The 14,672-nt window shown below is 67.2% G+C and carries 12 protein-coding genes; 8 read left to right on the top strand and 4 right to left on the bottom strand.

What is annotated here, in order from left to right; translation table 11 throughout:
• Positions 1 to 2 precede the first annotated feature (2 nt).
• The 4 genes from IQ279_RS25390 to IQ279_RS25375 all read right to left on the bottom strand — a co-directional run bounded on the left by IQ279_RS25390 (position 3) and on the right by IQ279_RS25375 (position 6,159).
• Complete coding sequence (locus IQ279_RS25390; protein ID WP_206351653.1) at positions 3 to 383, bottom strand: hypothetical protein; 381 nt, start codon at positions 381 to 383, stop codon at positions 3 to 5.
• Between the two features lie 737 nt (positions 384 to 1,120).
• The gene (locus IQ279_RS25385) at positions 1,121 to 2,161 is read right to left on the bottom strand and encodes an FAD-dependent monooxygenase (RefSeq protein ID WP_206351652.1); all 1,041 of its coding nucleotides are present in this window, start codon (positions 2,159 to 2,161) and stop codon (positions 1,121 to 1,123) included.
• Between the two features lie 101 nt (positions 2,162 to 2,262).
• On the bottom strand, positions 2,263 to 3,279 hold the full coding sequence (locus IQ279_RS25380) for a transposase (protein WP_206351651.1): 1,017 nt from the start codon (positions 3,277 to 3,279) through the stop codon (positions 2,263 to 2,265).
• 1,626 nt (positions 3,280 to 4,905) lie between these two features.
• Positions 4,906 to 6,159: an MFS transporter gene (locus tag IQ279_RS25375; protein WP_206351650.1), complete on the bottom strand. Its 1,254-nt coding sequence runs from the start codon at positions 6,157 to 6,159 to the stop codon at positions 4,906 to 4,908.
• A gap of 141 nt (positions 6,160 to 6,300) precedes the next feature.
• Here IQ279_RS25375 and IQ279_RS25370 point away from each other — a divergent pair, with 141 nt between their 5' ends.
• From IQ279_RS25370 to IQ279_RS25335, 8 genes are all read left to right on the top strand, one after another.
• Positions 6,301 to 6,759, top strand: coding sequence for a MarR family winged helix-turn-helix transcriptional regulator (locus IQ279_RS25370; protein WP_206351649.1), 459 nt, complete (start codon positions 6,301 to 6,303; stop codon positions 6,757 to 6,759).
• Between the two features lie 345 nt (positions 6,760 to 7,104).
• Positions 7,105 to 8,325 (top strand): sedoheptulose 7-phosphate cyclase, encoded by a 1,221-nt coding sequence (locus IQ279_RS25365; protein ID WP_206351648.1) that lies wholly within the window; start codon positions 7,105 to 7,107, stop codon positions 8,323 to 8,325.
• Complete coding sequence (locus IQ279_RS25360; RefSeq protein ID WP_206351647.1) at positions 8,322 to 9,353, top strand: ROK family protein; 1,032 nt, start codon at positions 8,322 to 8,324, stop codon at positions 9,351 to 9,353. The genes IQ279_RS25365 and IQ279_RS25360 overlap by 4 nt, the downstream gene beginning before the upstream one ends.
• Complete coding sequence (locus IQ279_RS25355; RefSeq protein WP_206351646.1) at positions 9,350 to 10,498, top strand: alcohol dehydrogenase catalytic domain-containing protein; 1,149 nt, start codon at positions 9,350 to 9,352, stop codon at positions 10,496 to 10,498. Before IQ279_RS25360 ends, IQ279_RS25355 begins: the two co-directional genes overlap by 4 nt.
• Complete coding sequence (locus tag IQ279_RS25350) at positions 10,495 to 11,283, top strand: SDR family NAD(P)-dependent oxidoreductase (RefSeq protein WP_206351645.1); 789 nt, start codon at positions 10,495 to 10,497, stop codon at positions 11,281 to 11,283. Before IQ279_RS25355 ends, IQ279_RS25350 begins: the two co-directional genes overlap by 4 nt.
• 14 nt (positions 11,284 to 11,297) lie before the next feature.
• Positions 11,298 to 12,155, top strand: coding sequence for a sugar phosphate isomerase/epimerase family protein (locus IQ279_RS25345; protein WP_206351644.1), 858 nt, complete (start codon positions 11,298 to 11,300; stop codon positions 12,153 to 12,155).
• Complete coding sequence (locus tag IQ279_RS25340) at positions 12,116 to 13,186, top strand: alcohol dehydrogenase catalytic domain-containing protein (RefSeq protein WP_206351643.1); 1,071 nt, start codon at positions 12,116 to 12,118, stop codon at positions 13,184 to 13,186. The genes IQ279_RS25345 and IQ279_RS25340 overlap by 40 nt, the downstream gene beginning before the upstream one ends.
• Before the next feature lie 671 nt (positions 13,187 to 13,857).
• Positions 13,858 to 14,382 (top strand): RICIN domain-containing protein, encoded by a 525-nt coding sequence (locus IQ279_RS25335; RefSeq protein WP_206351642.1) that lies wholly within the window; start codon positions 13,858 to 13,860, stop codon positions 14,380 to 14,382.
• Positions 14,383 to 14,672 lie beyond the last annotated feature (290 nt).

Here is a 14,672-nt window from a genome sequence, read left to right as displayed (position 1 = left end):
CGTCAGTTGTTGGCTCCGCACATGACCTCGTCGTTGTTCTCCTCGTATGCGGAGGCGCTCACCGGCTGCCCGTTGAGAATGCCGCTCCCGTAGCCCTCGGTGCGCCAGCGGTGCCACGTGCCGTACTCGCAGTTCACGTCCACCGTGACCCGGATCCGCCACGTCGTCTTCGGGCCGTTGGTCTTGGTCTTCATGTGCTCCCAGCCATACCAGCGGGAGCGGTAGCTCTTGCCGGTGATGGTGTTGTTGACGAGCGTGGCGCCGTTGCAGAAGGACTCGACCCGGGTGTGGATCTGGTTGTTGGTGGTGCGAGACGGATGTGGGAGGTCGACCCTGACTCCGCAGTCCTCGGCGGCCACCCGGTTCGTGGAGAAGCCGGACACGGAGTCGCCGATGGAGTAACCGGCCTGTGACCGTGACGAGATCGGCGCAGACTCGTCCACTTCGGCGGCCAGGGCTGTGCCGGAACTTCCTACCAGAGCTAACGCCGTTGCCGCAGCAAGCGCCGTCAGGCGTATCCCTGTACGCAAGAGCATGTCCCTTCTGAGGGCCGGATGTATCAGTCCGATCATCGTTCTGGGCGTGTCTCATCCTTCACGACAGCCGAGCAGTTGTAAGGGCCCGTTTCAGCCCCGATCCCCTGACACGACGCAACACGTGCGACAGCCCACGCACCACATCGGCTGACTGCCGGTTTTCCCAATGGGTCCCGGCCCCACCCGTACACCACCGCCGCCCGCCCCCGCCCTCCGGCGCCGGCCCGGCCGACTGCCAGGCCACCGTGACGCCGGTGAGCCGATCGGCCAGCCAGTCGGGCCCGCTGATCGTCAGCGACTCCGCCGCCTCCGGCGGCAGCACGGCCTCCTCGGCGACACCGAACCCCAGCGAGCGGGTCACCGCAGACGGCAGCGCCGCATCCAGGCCGCCTTCACGGCCCGCCAGGTGGATGCTGATGAGGCTCGCCTCGTGGGCGCGCGGGTGCTTGGGCCGCAGCGGATCGCCGCGGCCAGGTGCACTTCGGCTCGCAGTACGTCCGTTTGGTGGATGAAGGCCTCCTTGGGCGACTGGAAAACGATCTGTGCGGATCTGTGCGGCAGGGTGACTCAATCAGCCCGGGGGGTCACCCGCATCCCACAGGGACTTCAGGTGCTTGCTCGCTGCGCCGGGCGCTGTAATCGGCGAACCACCTGCGCGTATCTCCGCCCGAGGCATCCCAGGCTTTGCCGAGTTCGACAGCGTCCTGCAGCGCGTGGTGCGTTTCCGACATCTCGAGCGGACATGCCGACCGTGCGGTGGCGCCCACCAGCGCGACCCTGTCACAGGCCCAGCCCGACGCCGTCTTGTGGTCGGCGACGGTCCATGCCCGCCAATGCTCACCCATGGTCAGGATGTTGCGCGCGGCGTACCCGATGTCGGGGAAGGCCTCAAGCACTCGCTCCAGATCGACTCGAGTGCCGAAGAGGTCCTCGCCGGCGTGACGGCGACGGGTGGCGGAAAGGCTCAGGTAGTCGTAGTCGGGCAGTGGGTAGTGCGATACATGCCATTGCGCTCCCACCCAGCTCGTAGCCGCGCCCTCCTGCCATCGGTCGGCGACCATCTGCATCGGAATGATGGTGCGGTAGACCGCAAGCCGCTCCTCCGGGGCACCACAGGTCCAGTAGGCGTTGTCGTGGACGACGGAGCGGGCGCCACCCGTGAGAACCAGGGCGTCCCCTGTGACACTGCTCCCGTCGGCGAGTGCGGCCACCACCGATTCGCCGTACCGGGAGTAGCTGACCATGCGGTTGTCTGCGCACAGCTGTACGGACTCCAGCTCTCGGCACGCTTCGAGCAGTGGTTCGTACACGTCCAGCCGGTGAGCTGTCGCGTGAACCGAGCGAGGCGGCCCGTGATGAGAGGGCAACGGCACCACGGTGACCAGCTCCCCGGTCAGACCGTCCATGATGTGGAGCTCTTCGATCGCCAGTGACCGTTCACGCACGGCGCATCCGACTCCCAGGCGGTCCAGGAGCTCGAAGGTGGGTGGCGCCAACCGGACCCCCGTTCCGCTCTCGGTGAAGACGGGCCGCTGCTCCAGTACGAGAATGTGGTGGCCTCTGTTCCCCAGAGCAACGGCTGTGGCCAGACCACTGGTGCCACCGCCGGCAACCAAAATCCGCATGGTCCGATGATGGGCCCCGCGGAACGATGCGGGCGACGCGGTCAAGGCGCTTGTGTCAGAACCCTGCTGAGAGATGACACAAACCGAAGATGGATGTTTAATCAAAGCGAGGTCCGGATTGTCGTTTTCGCCACTGGATCGACCATGCGTTCCATAGAGGCCATGCAGTAGCTCCACGGACGGACGCGGGCCCTGGCAGCCGCCACCACCTGAGCGACGTGTGCAGCCGCCGCCAAGGTCATGTGCCGGTGCCAGCCGTCGGAGCTTCGTCCCTCGTAGTCGAGGGTCCCCACGTGTGAGGCGGAACTGGCGAAGTCATGCTCGACGCGTTGCGTGCATTTGCCGAGTCGCAGGATGACTCCCAGGGGAGTTGCCGTCAGGTTGGTGAGCCAGCATTGAACCGGCTGCCCCTGCCCGCTGTCCCACTGCCCCAGCAGCAGCAGCGGGTGGCCGGCCCATTCCACGTGAACGCCGGCGACCAGGCTCGTGCGCACGACACCCGTGCCCGGGGCGGCCCACTCCACAGGGCGCCGAAGCATGCGATGCGACTGAAGCAGGCGGGCGGCAGGAAGCGGAGAGCGCGCCCGCCGCGGCCCTTGTTCCGCCACCGGCAGGCTGGCGGACACGGCGGAGAGGAGAGGCGCGCCCGCTTGCATGTATCGGTCGAAGACCGGACGCAGGTCGGCCCCCGGGATGTCCAGGACAACCGGACGAGGCCCGATCGTGCTCCGGTCGAATCCCAGCGTCGCCGACGCGGCGCACTCGGCAGCCGACTCACCGGAGGGCAGCAGGCTCCATCTCACAGGTACCGTGACATCGTTGGCCACCCCCCACACCCCCAGAGCCTGCTGGTTTCTCCTGGGAATCGGCAGTGATCGCACCGCCCAGGCGGCGAACCGCAACTCCTGGTCGGCATAGTGCTGCAGAACGGTGACGATCGGTTCCCAGTCCCATGTGGAGGAGGCGATGAAATGGTGCAGGCTCTGCGCCATTTCCGGGCCGCCGATTTGCGAGGCGATGTTCCGGACCGATTTCCTGCCTTCCGCCGTGATCAATCCACGTAGGTACTGGGCCCCCTTGATCCGCTGGTCGCTGCGGGGCAACTGGGTGAAGAGCACCTCGCACAACTCGTCCAGGACGCTGCTGTTCCTGGGGCCGGCAGGTACGAGCGATCGTGGCCTGTCAGGCCTCGCGGGTCGTACGGTGCGCGGAACGCGGCGCATGAGAAATCCCCCAATGGTGGTTTCGTAACAAGGGTTGCCATGAAGAGCGCCGTGAGCCTTCGATCCGCTTTGTGTGCCGCTCGGATTTTCCTCATCGGCGGAGACCTCCTCATGTTGCCACCGGCCGGTGAACAGGGCCCGCCGATGGCCGGCCGCGATGCCGGGAAGCGGGCGAGTTCCGCTTCAGCCCGGCAGCTCCGGTTCCACGCAGCGGACAAAGGCGTTCTCCGTGCATGTGGTAATGGTGGCACGGTGGCCTGTGCCTGCTCCGACAGCATGCCGCGAGCATGATCGGCCGAGTGGCCGAAGAGGATCGGGTGCGAGGCGTCCGCCCGGTGTCCGCCTGTAGACGTCACTGGCCGCCGCCGTCGGCGGGAGAAGTCGCGGCATCTTCGATGTGCTTTTCCCCGCCCGGCGCGAAAGGGCGGGGATTGTGGTGCGGGAGAGGATACTGGTGCCGGTGGCATCGGTGCCGAGGCACGCTCCACGGAGCCGTGCGAATACGAAGCGGCTTCGGGCGGTGAGGTGCGTCAGGGCATTGGCGGGCTGGAAGCAGCCGCGCCGCACCTGAGGACCGAACGGCACGCTGTACGCGGCACGCGGTGGCGGGGACAGCGTCCGGCACATCGTCTCACCCAGCGGTGCAGGACCACGCGGCCCGAGGCGGGGCACGGGAAAGCCGTGAGTCCGCGATCTGTGGGTGCGCAACGCGAAGGTGTCGGGCGCGGTCCGGTACCGCCTGGTGAGAAGCTCTCCCGGGGTCGTCCTGTGGGTGCGGGCCCGAGTTGCGGGCGTGCGCGGTCCGGCTGCCTCATTGTAGGCAACCTGAGGTAACGGCATGGCAATTCCCCCACCGAATGGCCTTTGAGCGAGCTTCATCTGGTGCTCAGCAGTGCAGCAAAGCCAACATAGCGATGGTTGTTTTTATCTGTCGAGAGGGGCAAGAAGCAGGTGGATCGCAGCGCATGGCCGGTGCGGCGGCGTGCGGTGCGCACACGCGAGATGCTCCTCGCGGACGCGGCGGGCCTGCGGTTGCCCCAGGGGGAGGCCGGCCTCCAGCGCCCGGTCCTTGCGGCACGCTGTTGCGCGCAGACGTCCGGCTCATGGGCGGGCGGAACGAGGACGGCCTTCGCGAGCATGCGATCCGCGGATGGCGGCGGGGGCTTCGAGAAGTGCTCCTGCGACCTGGTTCGTCGGGCGGGCCCGGGAGGGATGGGGGCCGCCGGCGGTCTTGGCCGGGGCGGCGGAGTGCTGACGCGATGTTGGTACGGACGTCCTGGCGGCGGAAGCCGGTGGCGAGGTTCCACAGGCCGGCCGTGGCCGGCGCCGGGTGCGGACTTCCGAGGCGTCTTCGCGGAAGACGGCGCGGTCGTGGGTGAGGTGAAGCCGGCTCCCGGCGATGCCGGGAGCCGGCCCTGGGTGTCGTTCCCCAACCTGCTGTCGCCCGTGTCCGAGCCCGGCGGCAGGGAACGCCGGGCTCGGACACGGGCGACGCGGCTGCCTGTGCGGGGGTGCCGCCGGTTACGGCGCCTTCCGGGTGAGCGCGGTGTCGGTGGTGCTCGCCTCGAGGGCGGGGAGGTCCGAGGACTCGCTGCGGCTGCGGGCCCACATGATCAACGAGAGTGCCAGGGCGACCGAGGTGGCGAGGGCAGCCGTCAAGGTGACAGACCGTACGCCGAAGCCGAGGTCGATGGTCGTGCCACCGAGCCATGCACCGAGCCCGTTGCCCAGGTTGAACGCGGACACGTTGGCCGAGAGGGCCAGAGCCGGTGCGGCGGAAGCCACCGCGAGGATTCGCGCCTGGAGCGCCGGGATGATGGAGAAGGCGGCGGCTCCGAACAGGAAGAGCGCGATGGCCGCGGGGATCTGGTAGGGGCTTGCGACCCAGAACAACAGGAGTGCGACGAGGAGGGCGGCTTGGGCGCGCAGCACTCCTCGCATGACGTTTGCGTCCGCTGCCTTGCCGCCCAGGACGTTGCCCAGCACCGAGCCGATGCCGAAGACGATGAGCAGGACGCCCACCATGGCGGCCGCGAAGTGACCGACGTCGCGCAGCAGGGGCGCCAGGTAGGTCGATGTGGTGAAGACCGCCCCCTGAGCCAGCACGGTGATCAGCATGGAGAGCTGGAGACTTCCCTTACGGAACACCTTCATCTGCTCGCGCAGCGAGACGCCTTCCTCGGCTGCCTCGTCGCTCTCGGTGGACAGCGTGCCCGGCACGAACCTGTAGATGAGGAGGTGGCACAGCACAGCGAAAGCGGTGATGTAGACGAAGGTGGCTCGCCATCCGAACTGCTGGCCGATGAAGGTGCCGATTGGGGAGCCGAGCACGTTGGCGAAGTTGAAGCCCAGTGCGATCTTGGCCATGGCGGTCGCCTGTTTGTCCGGCGGGGACATGAGGGCAGCGACATGCCAGGCCACGGCAGCGAAGGTGCCGTGGCTGAACGAGGTGAAGATGCGGGCGCCCATCAGCGTTCCGTAATTGGGGGCCAGCGCCGCGATGACGTTGCCGACGATGAAGACGCCCATCAGAGTGAGCAGCAGAGTCTTACGAGCCCACTTGGTGGTCAGCAGGGTGATGACCGGACCACCGAAGGTCACTCCCAGTGCGTAGCCGGTGACCAGTAAGCCGGCCATCGGGATTGACACGTCCAGATCGGCCGACATCTCGGGCAGGATCCCGGCGATGACGACCTCGGCAGTGCCCACACAGAAGACCCCGAGCATCAGGGCCAGGAGGGGCAGTGGCATGGCGACCCGAGCCTTTCGTAGCAAGCGGAATTAAGATGCATGCATTTGCATGTAGATGATGGGCGAACAAGAGGGTGTAGTCAACTGCCGCAGGGGGTTACGCTGGGCGACGGTGACGGATGGGCAGTGCGGAGCACTTGAAGGACTCGATGAGGGGCCGCGTCAATGGAGACCTGGGAAGCGGGGAGCGGGCGGGACGAGATCGCCCTGTGGCGGCAGCTCACGCGTCTGACGGAGATGGTCAACGCGACCGCGGGCAGACGGCTGACCCGCGGACACGGAGTCTCCATGAACGAGCTGCTCCTCCTGCTCTCCCTGGCCGAGCGAAGAGACGGCACTCTTCGAATGTCGGACCTGATCAAGGCGTTGGGGGCCAACCAGCCGGCCGTCAGTCGGACGGTCGCCAGGCTCGAGGACGCCGAATGGGTGGTGCGCCGTAGCGCCCTCGACGACAAGAGGGGGGTGGACGTGCACATCACCGAGGCGGGTCGGCAGCTCGCCGGGGCGGCGCGGCAGACTCTGCGCAAGACCCTGGCCGAGGCTCTTGATGCCGCGGCGCTGGACGATTCCACGGCTTCGCTCGTCGCTCGGCTGAGGTACATACCGGCAGTGCCGATGGACTGAGCGTCACCATCGCCCCCGAAGGCGGCCGCGGCCGCGGGTCGGACCGCGCGGCCACGGCCGCCTCTTCCGGGGTCGGAGGAAATCTGTTGGTTACAAATATGCATTCCGATTCATGTATTGTGATCCTGGTCACGTTGCGGAATATGCGTCTAGCGCGCTAGCGTTCGATTTTGGCGGGCGAGTCGGTCGACTGTTTCTCCGGGGCCGACCCTCGTGGACTCCTGCGGTTTCCGCGGTCTCCCGCCCGCGTTGCTCCGGCCGCTTCGAAAGACATCAGGGTGGCTAACCTGCCACGACCATGCCGTGCACTCCCAGTGACTCGAACACGATCATGGAGACCTTGTCATGTCTGGTACGGAAATATCTCGCCTTGCCGGCCTCAACCCGGTCGCCGATCTCCCCAAACCGCCGGGACTCTACTGGAACGTCCGGGCGAAGCAGCCCGTCGCCTACAGCGTCAGCATGGTGCGTGGGCTGCTCGACATCGAGAACCCGACCCTTGCCCGCGCCTGCGCCGGCCAGAGACGTCCGTCCCGCTGTCTCCTGGTTGTCGACGCCGTCGTCGACGGCCTCTACCGGAAACGGTTCGCGGAGTACTTCGACCACTGGCAGATCGAGGTGACCTGGCAGGTCATCCAAGGCGATGAAGAGTCAAAGTACCTCGAGCAGGCCGTTCGCGTCACCGAGGCCATGTCGCAGATGGGACTCTTGCGCCGAGCTGAGAAGGTGGTCGCCGTCGGCGGTGGTGTCGTTCTCGACATCGTCGGCTTCGCTGCGAGCATGTACCGCCGCGGGGTGCCCTACGTGCGCATCCCCACCACGTTGGTCGGTCAGATCGATGCGGGCATCGGGGTCAAGACCGGGATCAACCACGGACATCACAAGAACCGCCTGGGATCCTACTTCGCGCCGGAAACAACCCTGATCGATCCGGATTTCCTCCGCACCATCGACACGCGGCATGTGGCCAACGGCATTGCGGAGATCATCAAGATGGCGCTGGTCAAGGACGCCGTTCTCTTCGATCTCCTGGAGGCGACGGTCGGCTCCATCACCCCCGACACCCTGGCCGGCTGCGGCTCAGCGGTGAGCGAGGTCCTGTCTCGGTCGATCTCCGGCATGCTCGACGAACTGGAGCCCAACCTGTGGGAGCAGGTGCTGGAAAGATCCGTCGACTACGGCCACACCTTCAGCCCGTCCCTGGAACTGCTCGCCGACCCCCCGCTGCTGCACGGCGAAGCCGTCGCCGTCGACATGGCGATCTGCCTCGGACTCGCCCACCTGCGCGGGCACCTCTCGAAGAGAGACACAGACCGGGCGCTGAAGCTGCTCCAGGGCTTCCATCTCCCCATTTCGCACCCGGTCTTCACCCAGGAACTGCTCGAGAAGGCCCTCGCCGACGCGGTCAAGCACCGCGACGGACTCCAGCGTGTCCCCCTCACGCGGGGCATCGGTTCCGTCGTCTTCGTCAATGACCTCACCCCGGAAGAGCTCGCCCGTGCGCTGGAGTTCGTCGACTTCTGGAAGGCGACCTCCGACGATGAACTCGATGGTGCGGCGGTATGACCACCGCCATCACGGTCTTCGACGTCGGCGGAACGCACATCCGCCAAGCGCGGTGGCTGCGCGGAGGAGAACTGCACACCCGTACCTCACGACCCTCACCCAGCTTCAAACGCTTCCCCCGGGCCACCGTCGCCGAACTCCGGGACATGATGGTTCGTGATCTGTGCGATTCAGTGCCTGACGCCCCCGGTCCTGTCGTCGGCCTCTCCTTCGGAGCCGCGCTCGACCACCGTTCCGGCATCGTCTATGCCTCGGCGCCACTGTGGGGTGAGCACAGTGAGCCGTACGACCTGCGGGAAGCGTTGACGTCCCGGCGAGCTGACGTCCGGTGGTGCATCGTCAACGACGTCACGGCCGCGCTCCTGCACACAGCCGCAGACTCCAGCCGCAGCGGACACCGCAAAGTCATGCTGGCCACCATCAGCACGGGCATCGCCTGCAGGGTCATCGACCAGCGGCAGGGCCGGATTCCGGTGGACGGTTGCGGGCTGCAAGGCGAGATAGGCCATCTGCCGGCCAACGCCGAACTGGCCGGACGCCCGATAGAACTGGACTGCGACTGCGGGAGGACAGGACATCTGGCGGCGTACTCCTCCGGCCCCGGTATCGCACGGATGGCACAGGCCCTCAAACGGCGGGAACCGGAACGCTGGGCGGCGTCCGGTCTCGGCCGGCTGACGGCCGACGGGATGGACTTCGAGACATCGTTGCGCCACGCGCTGGACGCGCGGGACGGCCTGGCGGCCGAACTGCTCGACGCGGTGACCGCTCCCGTCGCGGCGGTCCTGCGCACCGCGCTGTGCCTCGACCCCGAGATCGACGAGGCGGTCCTGACCGGCGGCGTCGTACACGGCCTCGGCCACCACTACCGATGTGCCCTGATGGAACATCTCACCCGGCAGGGACTGTATCTGACCAGCGAACGCTCGCCCGACTGGCTGGAGCGGCGCATCACCGTCACCAGCCCCGGAGAGGCGGACAGCCTGGCGGGCGCGGGAATCGCGGCATGCGCCGGAGTGCCGGCATGAGGACGACCGAACACATCCCCCTCCATCAGGCACTCGTACGGGAAGCGGGAAGGGTGCGGCTGCGCCTGCGTCCCACCCAACGACCCGCTCCGGGTGAGCTGCTGGTGGCCACCCAAGTGGCCGGACTGTGCGGCACGGACATCCAGATGCTGCGCGGGCTGCGCGACGACCCGGCGCCGGTCGTCGGCCACGAGGGCATTGCCCAGGTGGTGGCTGCCGGAACAGGCGTCCCCGGGACCCTGCGACCGGGCACACCGGTCGTGGTGAACCCGACGCACCGATCGGACCCGTCCTTCCTGCTCGGACACAACGTAGACGGCCTTCTGCAGGAGCGCACCCTCATTCCCGCGGCAGCAGTGCGAGGCGGCCTCGTCATACCGCTGGAGCAGTCGCCCGGCGATGTACTCGGCACGTTGATCGAGCCACTGGCAGCAGTCCGATACGCGTTCGCCCTGCTGCGCACGGCACGCCCTCGCACCCTGGTGGTGTACGGCGACGGAACGATCGGGCAACTCGCTGTACGCGCTGCCCGCAGATGGCTCGGGGAGGGCGTACGCGTTCTCCTCGTGCATCACACCCGTGACGGGCTGAAGTGGAGCGCCGGGCACCAGCCGCCCGGCACGGAGTTGCTGCTGGGCGGAGGGCGGGACGAAGTGCCCCCGCTGGGTGAGGAACCGGTGGCGGCTCTGCTCGCCACGCCACGGGACGGCACGCTCGAGGCGCTCGGATCAGCACTGCGCCTCGACAGCGGTGACCTGACCATCGACATGTTCGGCGGCCTCCCGCCGAACGCCACCAGTGAACTGCTGCCCGGGGTCGACCTGGTCGCCGTCCGGGCCGCCAACTGCGCGGGGCATCCCGTGCCGGCCTCCTTCGCTGAGGTGACCACAGCCCAGGGCCGACGCGTACGCCTGACGGGCCACCGCGGCGTGGACAACGGCCACCTCGCCGAGTCGGCAACCGAATTGCGCCGGAACCCGGCGTCCTACCGCGACCTGGTGACTCATGTCGTGGGGCTTCGAGAAGCAGCCCAGATCATGAACGACCTGTCGGTCGGCCGTGGACGAACCATCGGGGGAGACCGGCTCGTCAAACTCGCGGTGCGTTTCGCTCCGGTATCCGCTTCGCCTGAGGAGAATCCGTGACAGCACATGGTCGAAACCGCCGTCGCGCACTGGTGGTCGGCGGGTCCACGGGGATCGGACGCGGCGTCGCCGACGCGTGGGCCGACGTGGGTCTCGATGTCGTGGTGCTCAGCAGATCGGCTCCGGTCGGTCCCGGTGCCGACCGGCTTCGCTGGGTGGCCACGGACCTCACGGATGCCGCCCAAGCCGCCGAGAGCCTCATGCTTGTCGCCGAGAGCTCCCTGCACTCGGTCTGCTATTCAGCGGTTCACTACGGCGACAGGCGAGCTCTCTTCAAGGAGTGCAGCGAGGCGGAGTGGCGTCGCCAGGTCGACGTCAACCTGCACGGACTCTGGCTGACGCTCTCCCGGACCCTGCCGGCGCTGCGCCGCGGCGGCACTCCCGGGGTGTTCCTGGGGGTCTCGTCCGAAGTCGTCTACAACGCGGGGCCCGGGAGATCCGGATACGCGGCCTCGAAGGCGGCTGCCGCAGCCCTGCTCGACTCCATCTCGCAGGAGGAAAACACCGAAGCGCCAGGCGCGGAAGCGGTGCGTGTCGTACAGGCCCTCCCGGCCGGCATGGTCGACACCCCCGGAATCCGGCGCAGGCGTCCCGAAGGGTTCGACTACAGCACCTACATGAGGCCGGCGAGCTTTGCCCCGCTGGCTCGGGAGCTGGCTGCGACCGCCGGAGCCGGGCTGCACGGCGCCCACCTCGTGGTCGACGGCACAGGTGCCTGGTATCCGGTGAGCGATAAGTTGCCGGTCTCCCAGAGCCGCAGGATCTCCTCGGGGACGGGGTCATGACATGGTCCCCTATCGTGGGGCTTGCCGCCTGGCGGCTGCCGGGAGATCACTTCGACGCCGTCGGGCTGACACGCAGAACGGGCACCGAGGGCCTTCAACTCGACCTCGGCGGTCCGGGCAGAGGGCCGTGGCTCGACGCAGCGGGCACCGTGGACCGGCTCCGGGAGGACTGCGCCCGACACGGTGTGAAACCGCTCGCCGTCGCGGCCAACACGCTCAATGACATCGGACTGCACGCGCCGGAAGGCAGTCAGGGCGCTCTGCGCACCCGTCGTGTCCTGATGCGCGTGCTCGACACAGCCCTGGCTCTGGGCGCACCGCTGGCGTTCGTACCGAGCTTCCGCCGTAGTGCCGTCAACGACCTGCAGGATCTGCGGCGGACCGCGGCCGTGCTCGCCTGGGCGACGCGGGAGGCGGAAGCACGCGGACTGCTCCTGGCCAGTGAAAACGCTCTGGAACCGCGGCTCGCGCGTGCTTTGGTGGGCGAGGTTTCGGAACCTTCCTTCCGGTTGCTTCTGGACACGTACAACCCGCGCGCGGCCGGTCTTGACGTCCTGGAACTGATCGAAGCGACCCATGCGTGGATCGCGCCTCAGGTCCATCTCAAGGACGGTGTGAACGGCGTCGTGTCCCAGGAGTTGCTCGGAGAAGGAGACGGCCGGGTAGGGGAGGCACTCGCAGCCCTTCTGGCGAAGGGACGTGTGCCCGACGCGCTGATCCTCGAAAACGATTACCGCGACGGCGACATGCGGCGCCTTGTCCTGGATGTCGAACGCGCACGAGCCCATGCCGTCGGCATGGAGACCCCGGGCGCCTCACAGGAGGAGTTGAATTGCCAACCATTCCACCCGCGTACGAAGCGACCACGTTGAGGGACGGCGTAGTAAGCCTTGGAATGCACGCGTTCCCACGGGACGCGCTAGGCGACGACACCGTCGTGATCAAGCCTGACTACATAGGAATCTGCCGGGCTGACGCAAAAGAAGTGCTTGGCTCTCGCGATGTCATGGAAGACCGGGGCCCGTTGTTCGGTCACGAACTCGTCGGCACTGTCTCCTTCTCGGGCGCCCGCACGGCGTTCCACGAGGGCGACATAGTCACCCTCAACCCCAACATTACTCCTGCACGTACCACCGGATTTGCCGAGTATGTTTTTGTGCGTGGCGCAGAGGAGCAGTTGAACCAAGCCGTCATCCAGGTTCCGGAATCAGGGATACGGGGGCAAATCTGGATGCCCGAGCCACTCGCGTGTATCGTGCATGCACTCGGTAAGCTGCTCGAGCTTGCCCACCTGAAATCTCTCCACGGAAAAAGAGTGGGGATCATCGGCGCCGGCTGCTCCGGACTCATGTTCGCCATGCACGCCAGGCACCTGGGGGCGTCGGTCTCGGTCTTCAACCGCAGAAAAATGCGGCGAATATTTGCGCAGGAGCAGGGGATCCTGGCAGAGAATGAGATACACCCTCTCGCGGAGGCGAGGGACCATCGGAACGAGTTCGATGTCGTCATAGTTGCACCCAGCATAGCCACCGCGGAAACCCTTGAAGTGGCCGCCGGTATGGCAGTCGACGGAGCGGTCGTTTTCGTGTACGGCGGAACCCGCAAAGGTGACACTTTCCCCATCGGGCAGGTGGATGTTGATACCGTCCGCAGGCGGGAGGGGATCGAGCCCGCAGAGTACAGGGGGAAGAAGCTTCACATCGCGGGCGCCTACGGGTGTCTCAGAGAGGATTATGAGGAGGGCTTCAGGCTGCACGCGGAACATCCAGACGCCTTTCCTCTCGAAAGGTTGACTTCGAAAGTGATCGGGCTCCACGAATTTCCGCAGGTCATCATGGCTGTCGCGGCGGAGAAGGAAGATTATCCTGGAAAAGTACTAATAGAGACCGCACCCCACTCATGACCGGGGCGTGAATGGCATCGGTAAAGCGATTGACGTTCGCCGGTGTCCGGCGGTCGGATGGCGTGTCATGGACACAGGGCAGACGCATCCCGGCATGCACGCCATCGACGTCGACCTTGTACGGCGGCCGGGCCGGGCAGCACCGCGGTGGGCGGCGCGGGCGGCAGGCGCCGTGCCTGAGCCCTCGCCGGAATCCCCGCTCGCCGCATCCGCACCCAAGGACGCAATACCGAGGTTCGGTACCTGCACGCCCACCTGCCCTGCGTCCTCACCCCGCCCGCCGTTCCGGCACAAGGTAAAGCGGACGGTGACGAGGGTGGCCTCCAACTCGTCGTGCCTCTCGGCGTAGTGGGCCTGATTGCCGTGGTAGTGCAACCACTCGGCAGGCGCTGAGAATCCGGGTGCCGGGGTGATTGGTGGGCTTGGAAGCCGATTCTCACTCGACCGGCGGGATTGGTCGCCCCGGACGCGCGCCTCCGTGTGCAGAGAGCGGCACGAATGTGCTCCCCGCGCGGTCCTCCGCGCTCTGACCGGGGCTGCGACGGCGGCGGCAGGCTGGTCACCGCGGGGGCTGCGCCAGGCAGTCGCCGATGTCGATCAGGGAAGGGACGGAGAAGATCTTGCTGCTCCGAGGGCGTCTTCGGACTCTGCTGACCGCTGCGGTGGCCGTCATGGCTACCACGGGGCTGTCGGTATCACCGGCCCACGCCGCACCCCCGGTGGGCCAGGATGTGATCATCAGCAACTACGCCAGCAACTGGTATCTGTCCACCGACCACCAGACCGTGGCCGAGAACCAGCGCGTCCAGATCTGGGACCGTGACCCGATGGCCAACAACGGCGCCGGCAGCATCTGGCGCCTCACCCCCCGCACGGACGGAAGCTACAGCATCTCCCCGAGCGAGCCGTACGGCCGCACACCGCAGTTCTGCCTGTCCAACGGGAAGGCCCCGGGTAGCAGCGGTGAGGGGGCCGTGTGGGTCAGGCGCTGTGCCGGCGCGGACTCGCGGCAGTCCTGGTGGGTCAACGAGACCAGCAGCCGCTCCTACATCCACACCATCACCCCCGCGAACGACCCCGACTACGCGCTGGGCCCCCACCGCGGGCTGGCCGCGGCCGACGTCCACGTCAACGTCACCCGCCGACAGGGCGGCACCCCCGCGACCGTCCAGATGTGGAAGATCAACCCTGCCTGAGGCCCAACCGCTTAAGGTCTCCGCCACGCCACGGTTCCGTGTCTCCGCGGGTACGGGGACACGGAACCGCGCGGGCAGGAGACCCGCTCCGGCGGCCGGTGGCAGCATCACGCGCCCGGCCTGTCCCAGGCGGGGACGAGACCATTCTGGCCGACAACGAACGGGGTGCCGTCCTCACCCCAGGCGCTGACGGGATGGCCGAGGCGGGAGGTGCTGCCCGGTACTTGTGTGCTCGTGCTTGTGCATAGCTCGGTACGGATGCACGGCGGTGACCACGACCACTCCGGCCA

Origin of the sequence: Streptomyces verrucosisporus (assembly GCF_017114865.1) — a bacterium.
GTDB lineage: Bacteria > Actinomycetota > Actinomycetes > Streptomycetales > Streptomycetaceae > Streptomyces > Streptomyces fenghuangensis.
The sequence above is the reverse complement of the archived record's forward strand: the minus strand, read 5'-3'. Positions and strand labels throughout refer to the sequence as shown.

Excerpts from the sequence above, each read along its gene's own strand:
- IQ279_RS25385 (WP_206351652.1), bottom strand. The coding sequence starts at position 2,161 with ATGCGGATTTTGGTTGCCGGCGGTGGCACCAGTGGTCTGGCCACAGCC.
- IQ279_RS25370 (WP_206351649.1), top strand. The coding sequence starts at position 6,301 with ATGGAGACCTGGGAAGCGGGGAGCGGGCGGGACGAGATCGCCCTGTGG.
- IQ279_RS25365 (WP_206351648.1), top strand. The coding sequence starts at position 7,105 with ATGTCTGGTACGGAAATATCTCGCCTTGCCGGCCTCAACCCGGTCGCC.
- IQ279_RS25360 (WP_206351647.1), top strand. The coding sequence starts at position 8,322 with ATGACCACCGCCATCACGGTCTTCGACGTCGGCGGAACGCACATCCGC.
- IQ279_RS25355 (WP_206351646.1), top strand. The coding sequence starts at position 9,350 with ATGAGGACGACCGAACACATCCCCCTCCATCAGGCACTCGTACGGGAA.
- IQ279_RS25335 (WP_206351642.1), top strand. The coding sequence starts at position 13,858 with ATGGCTACCACGGGGCTGTCGGTATCACCGGCCCACGCCGCACCCCCG.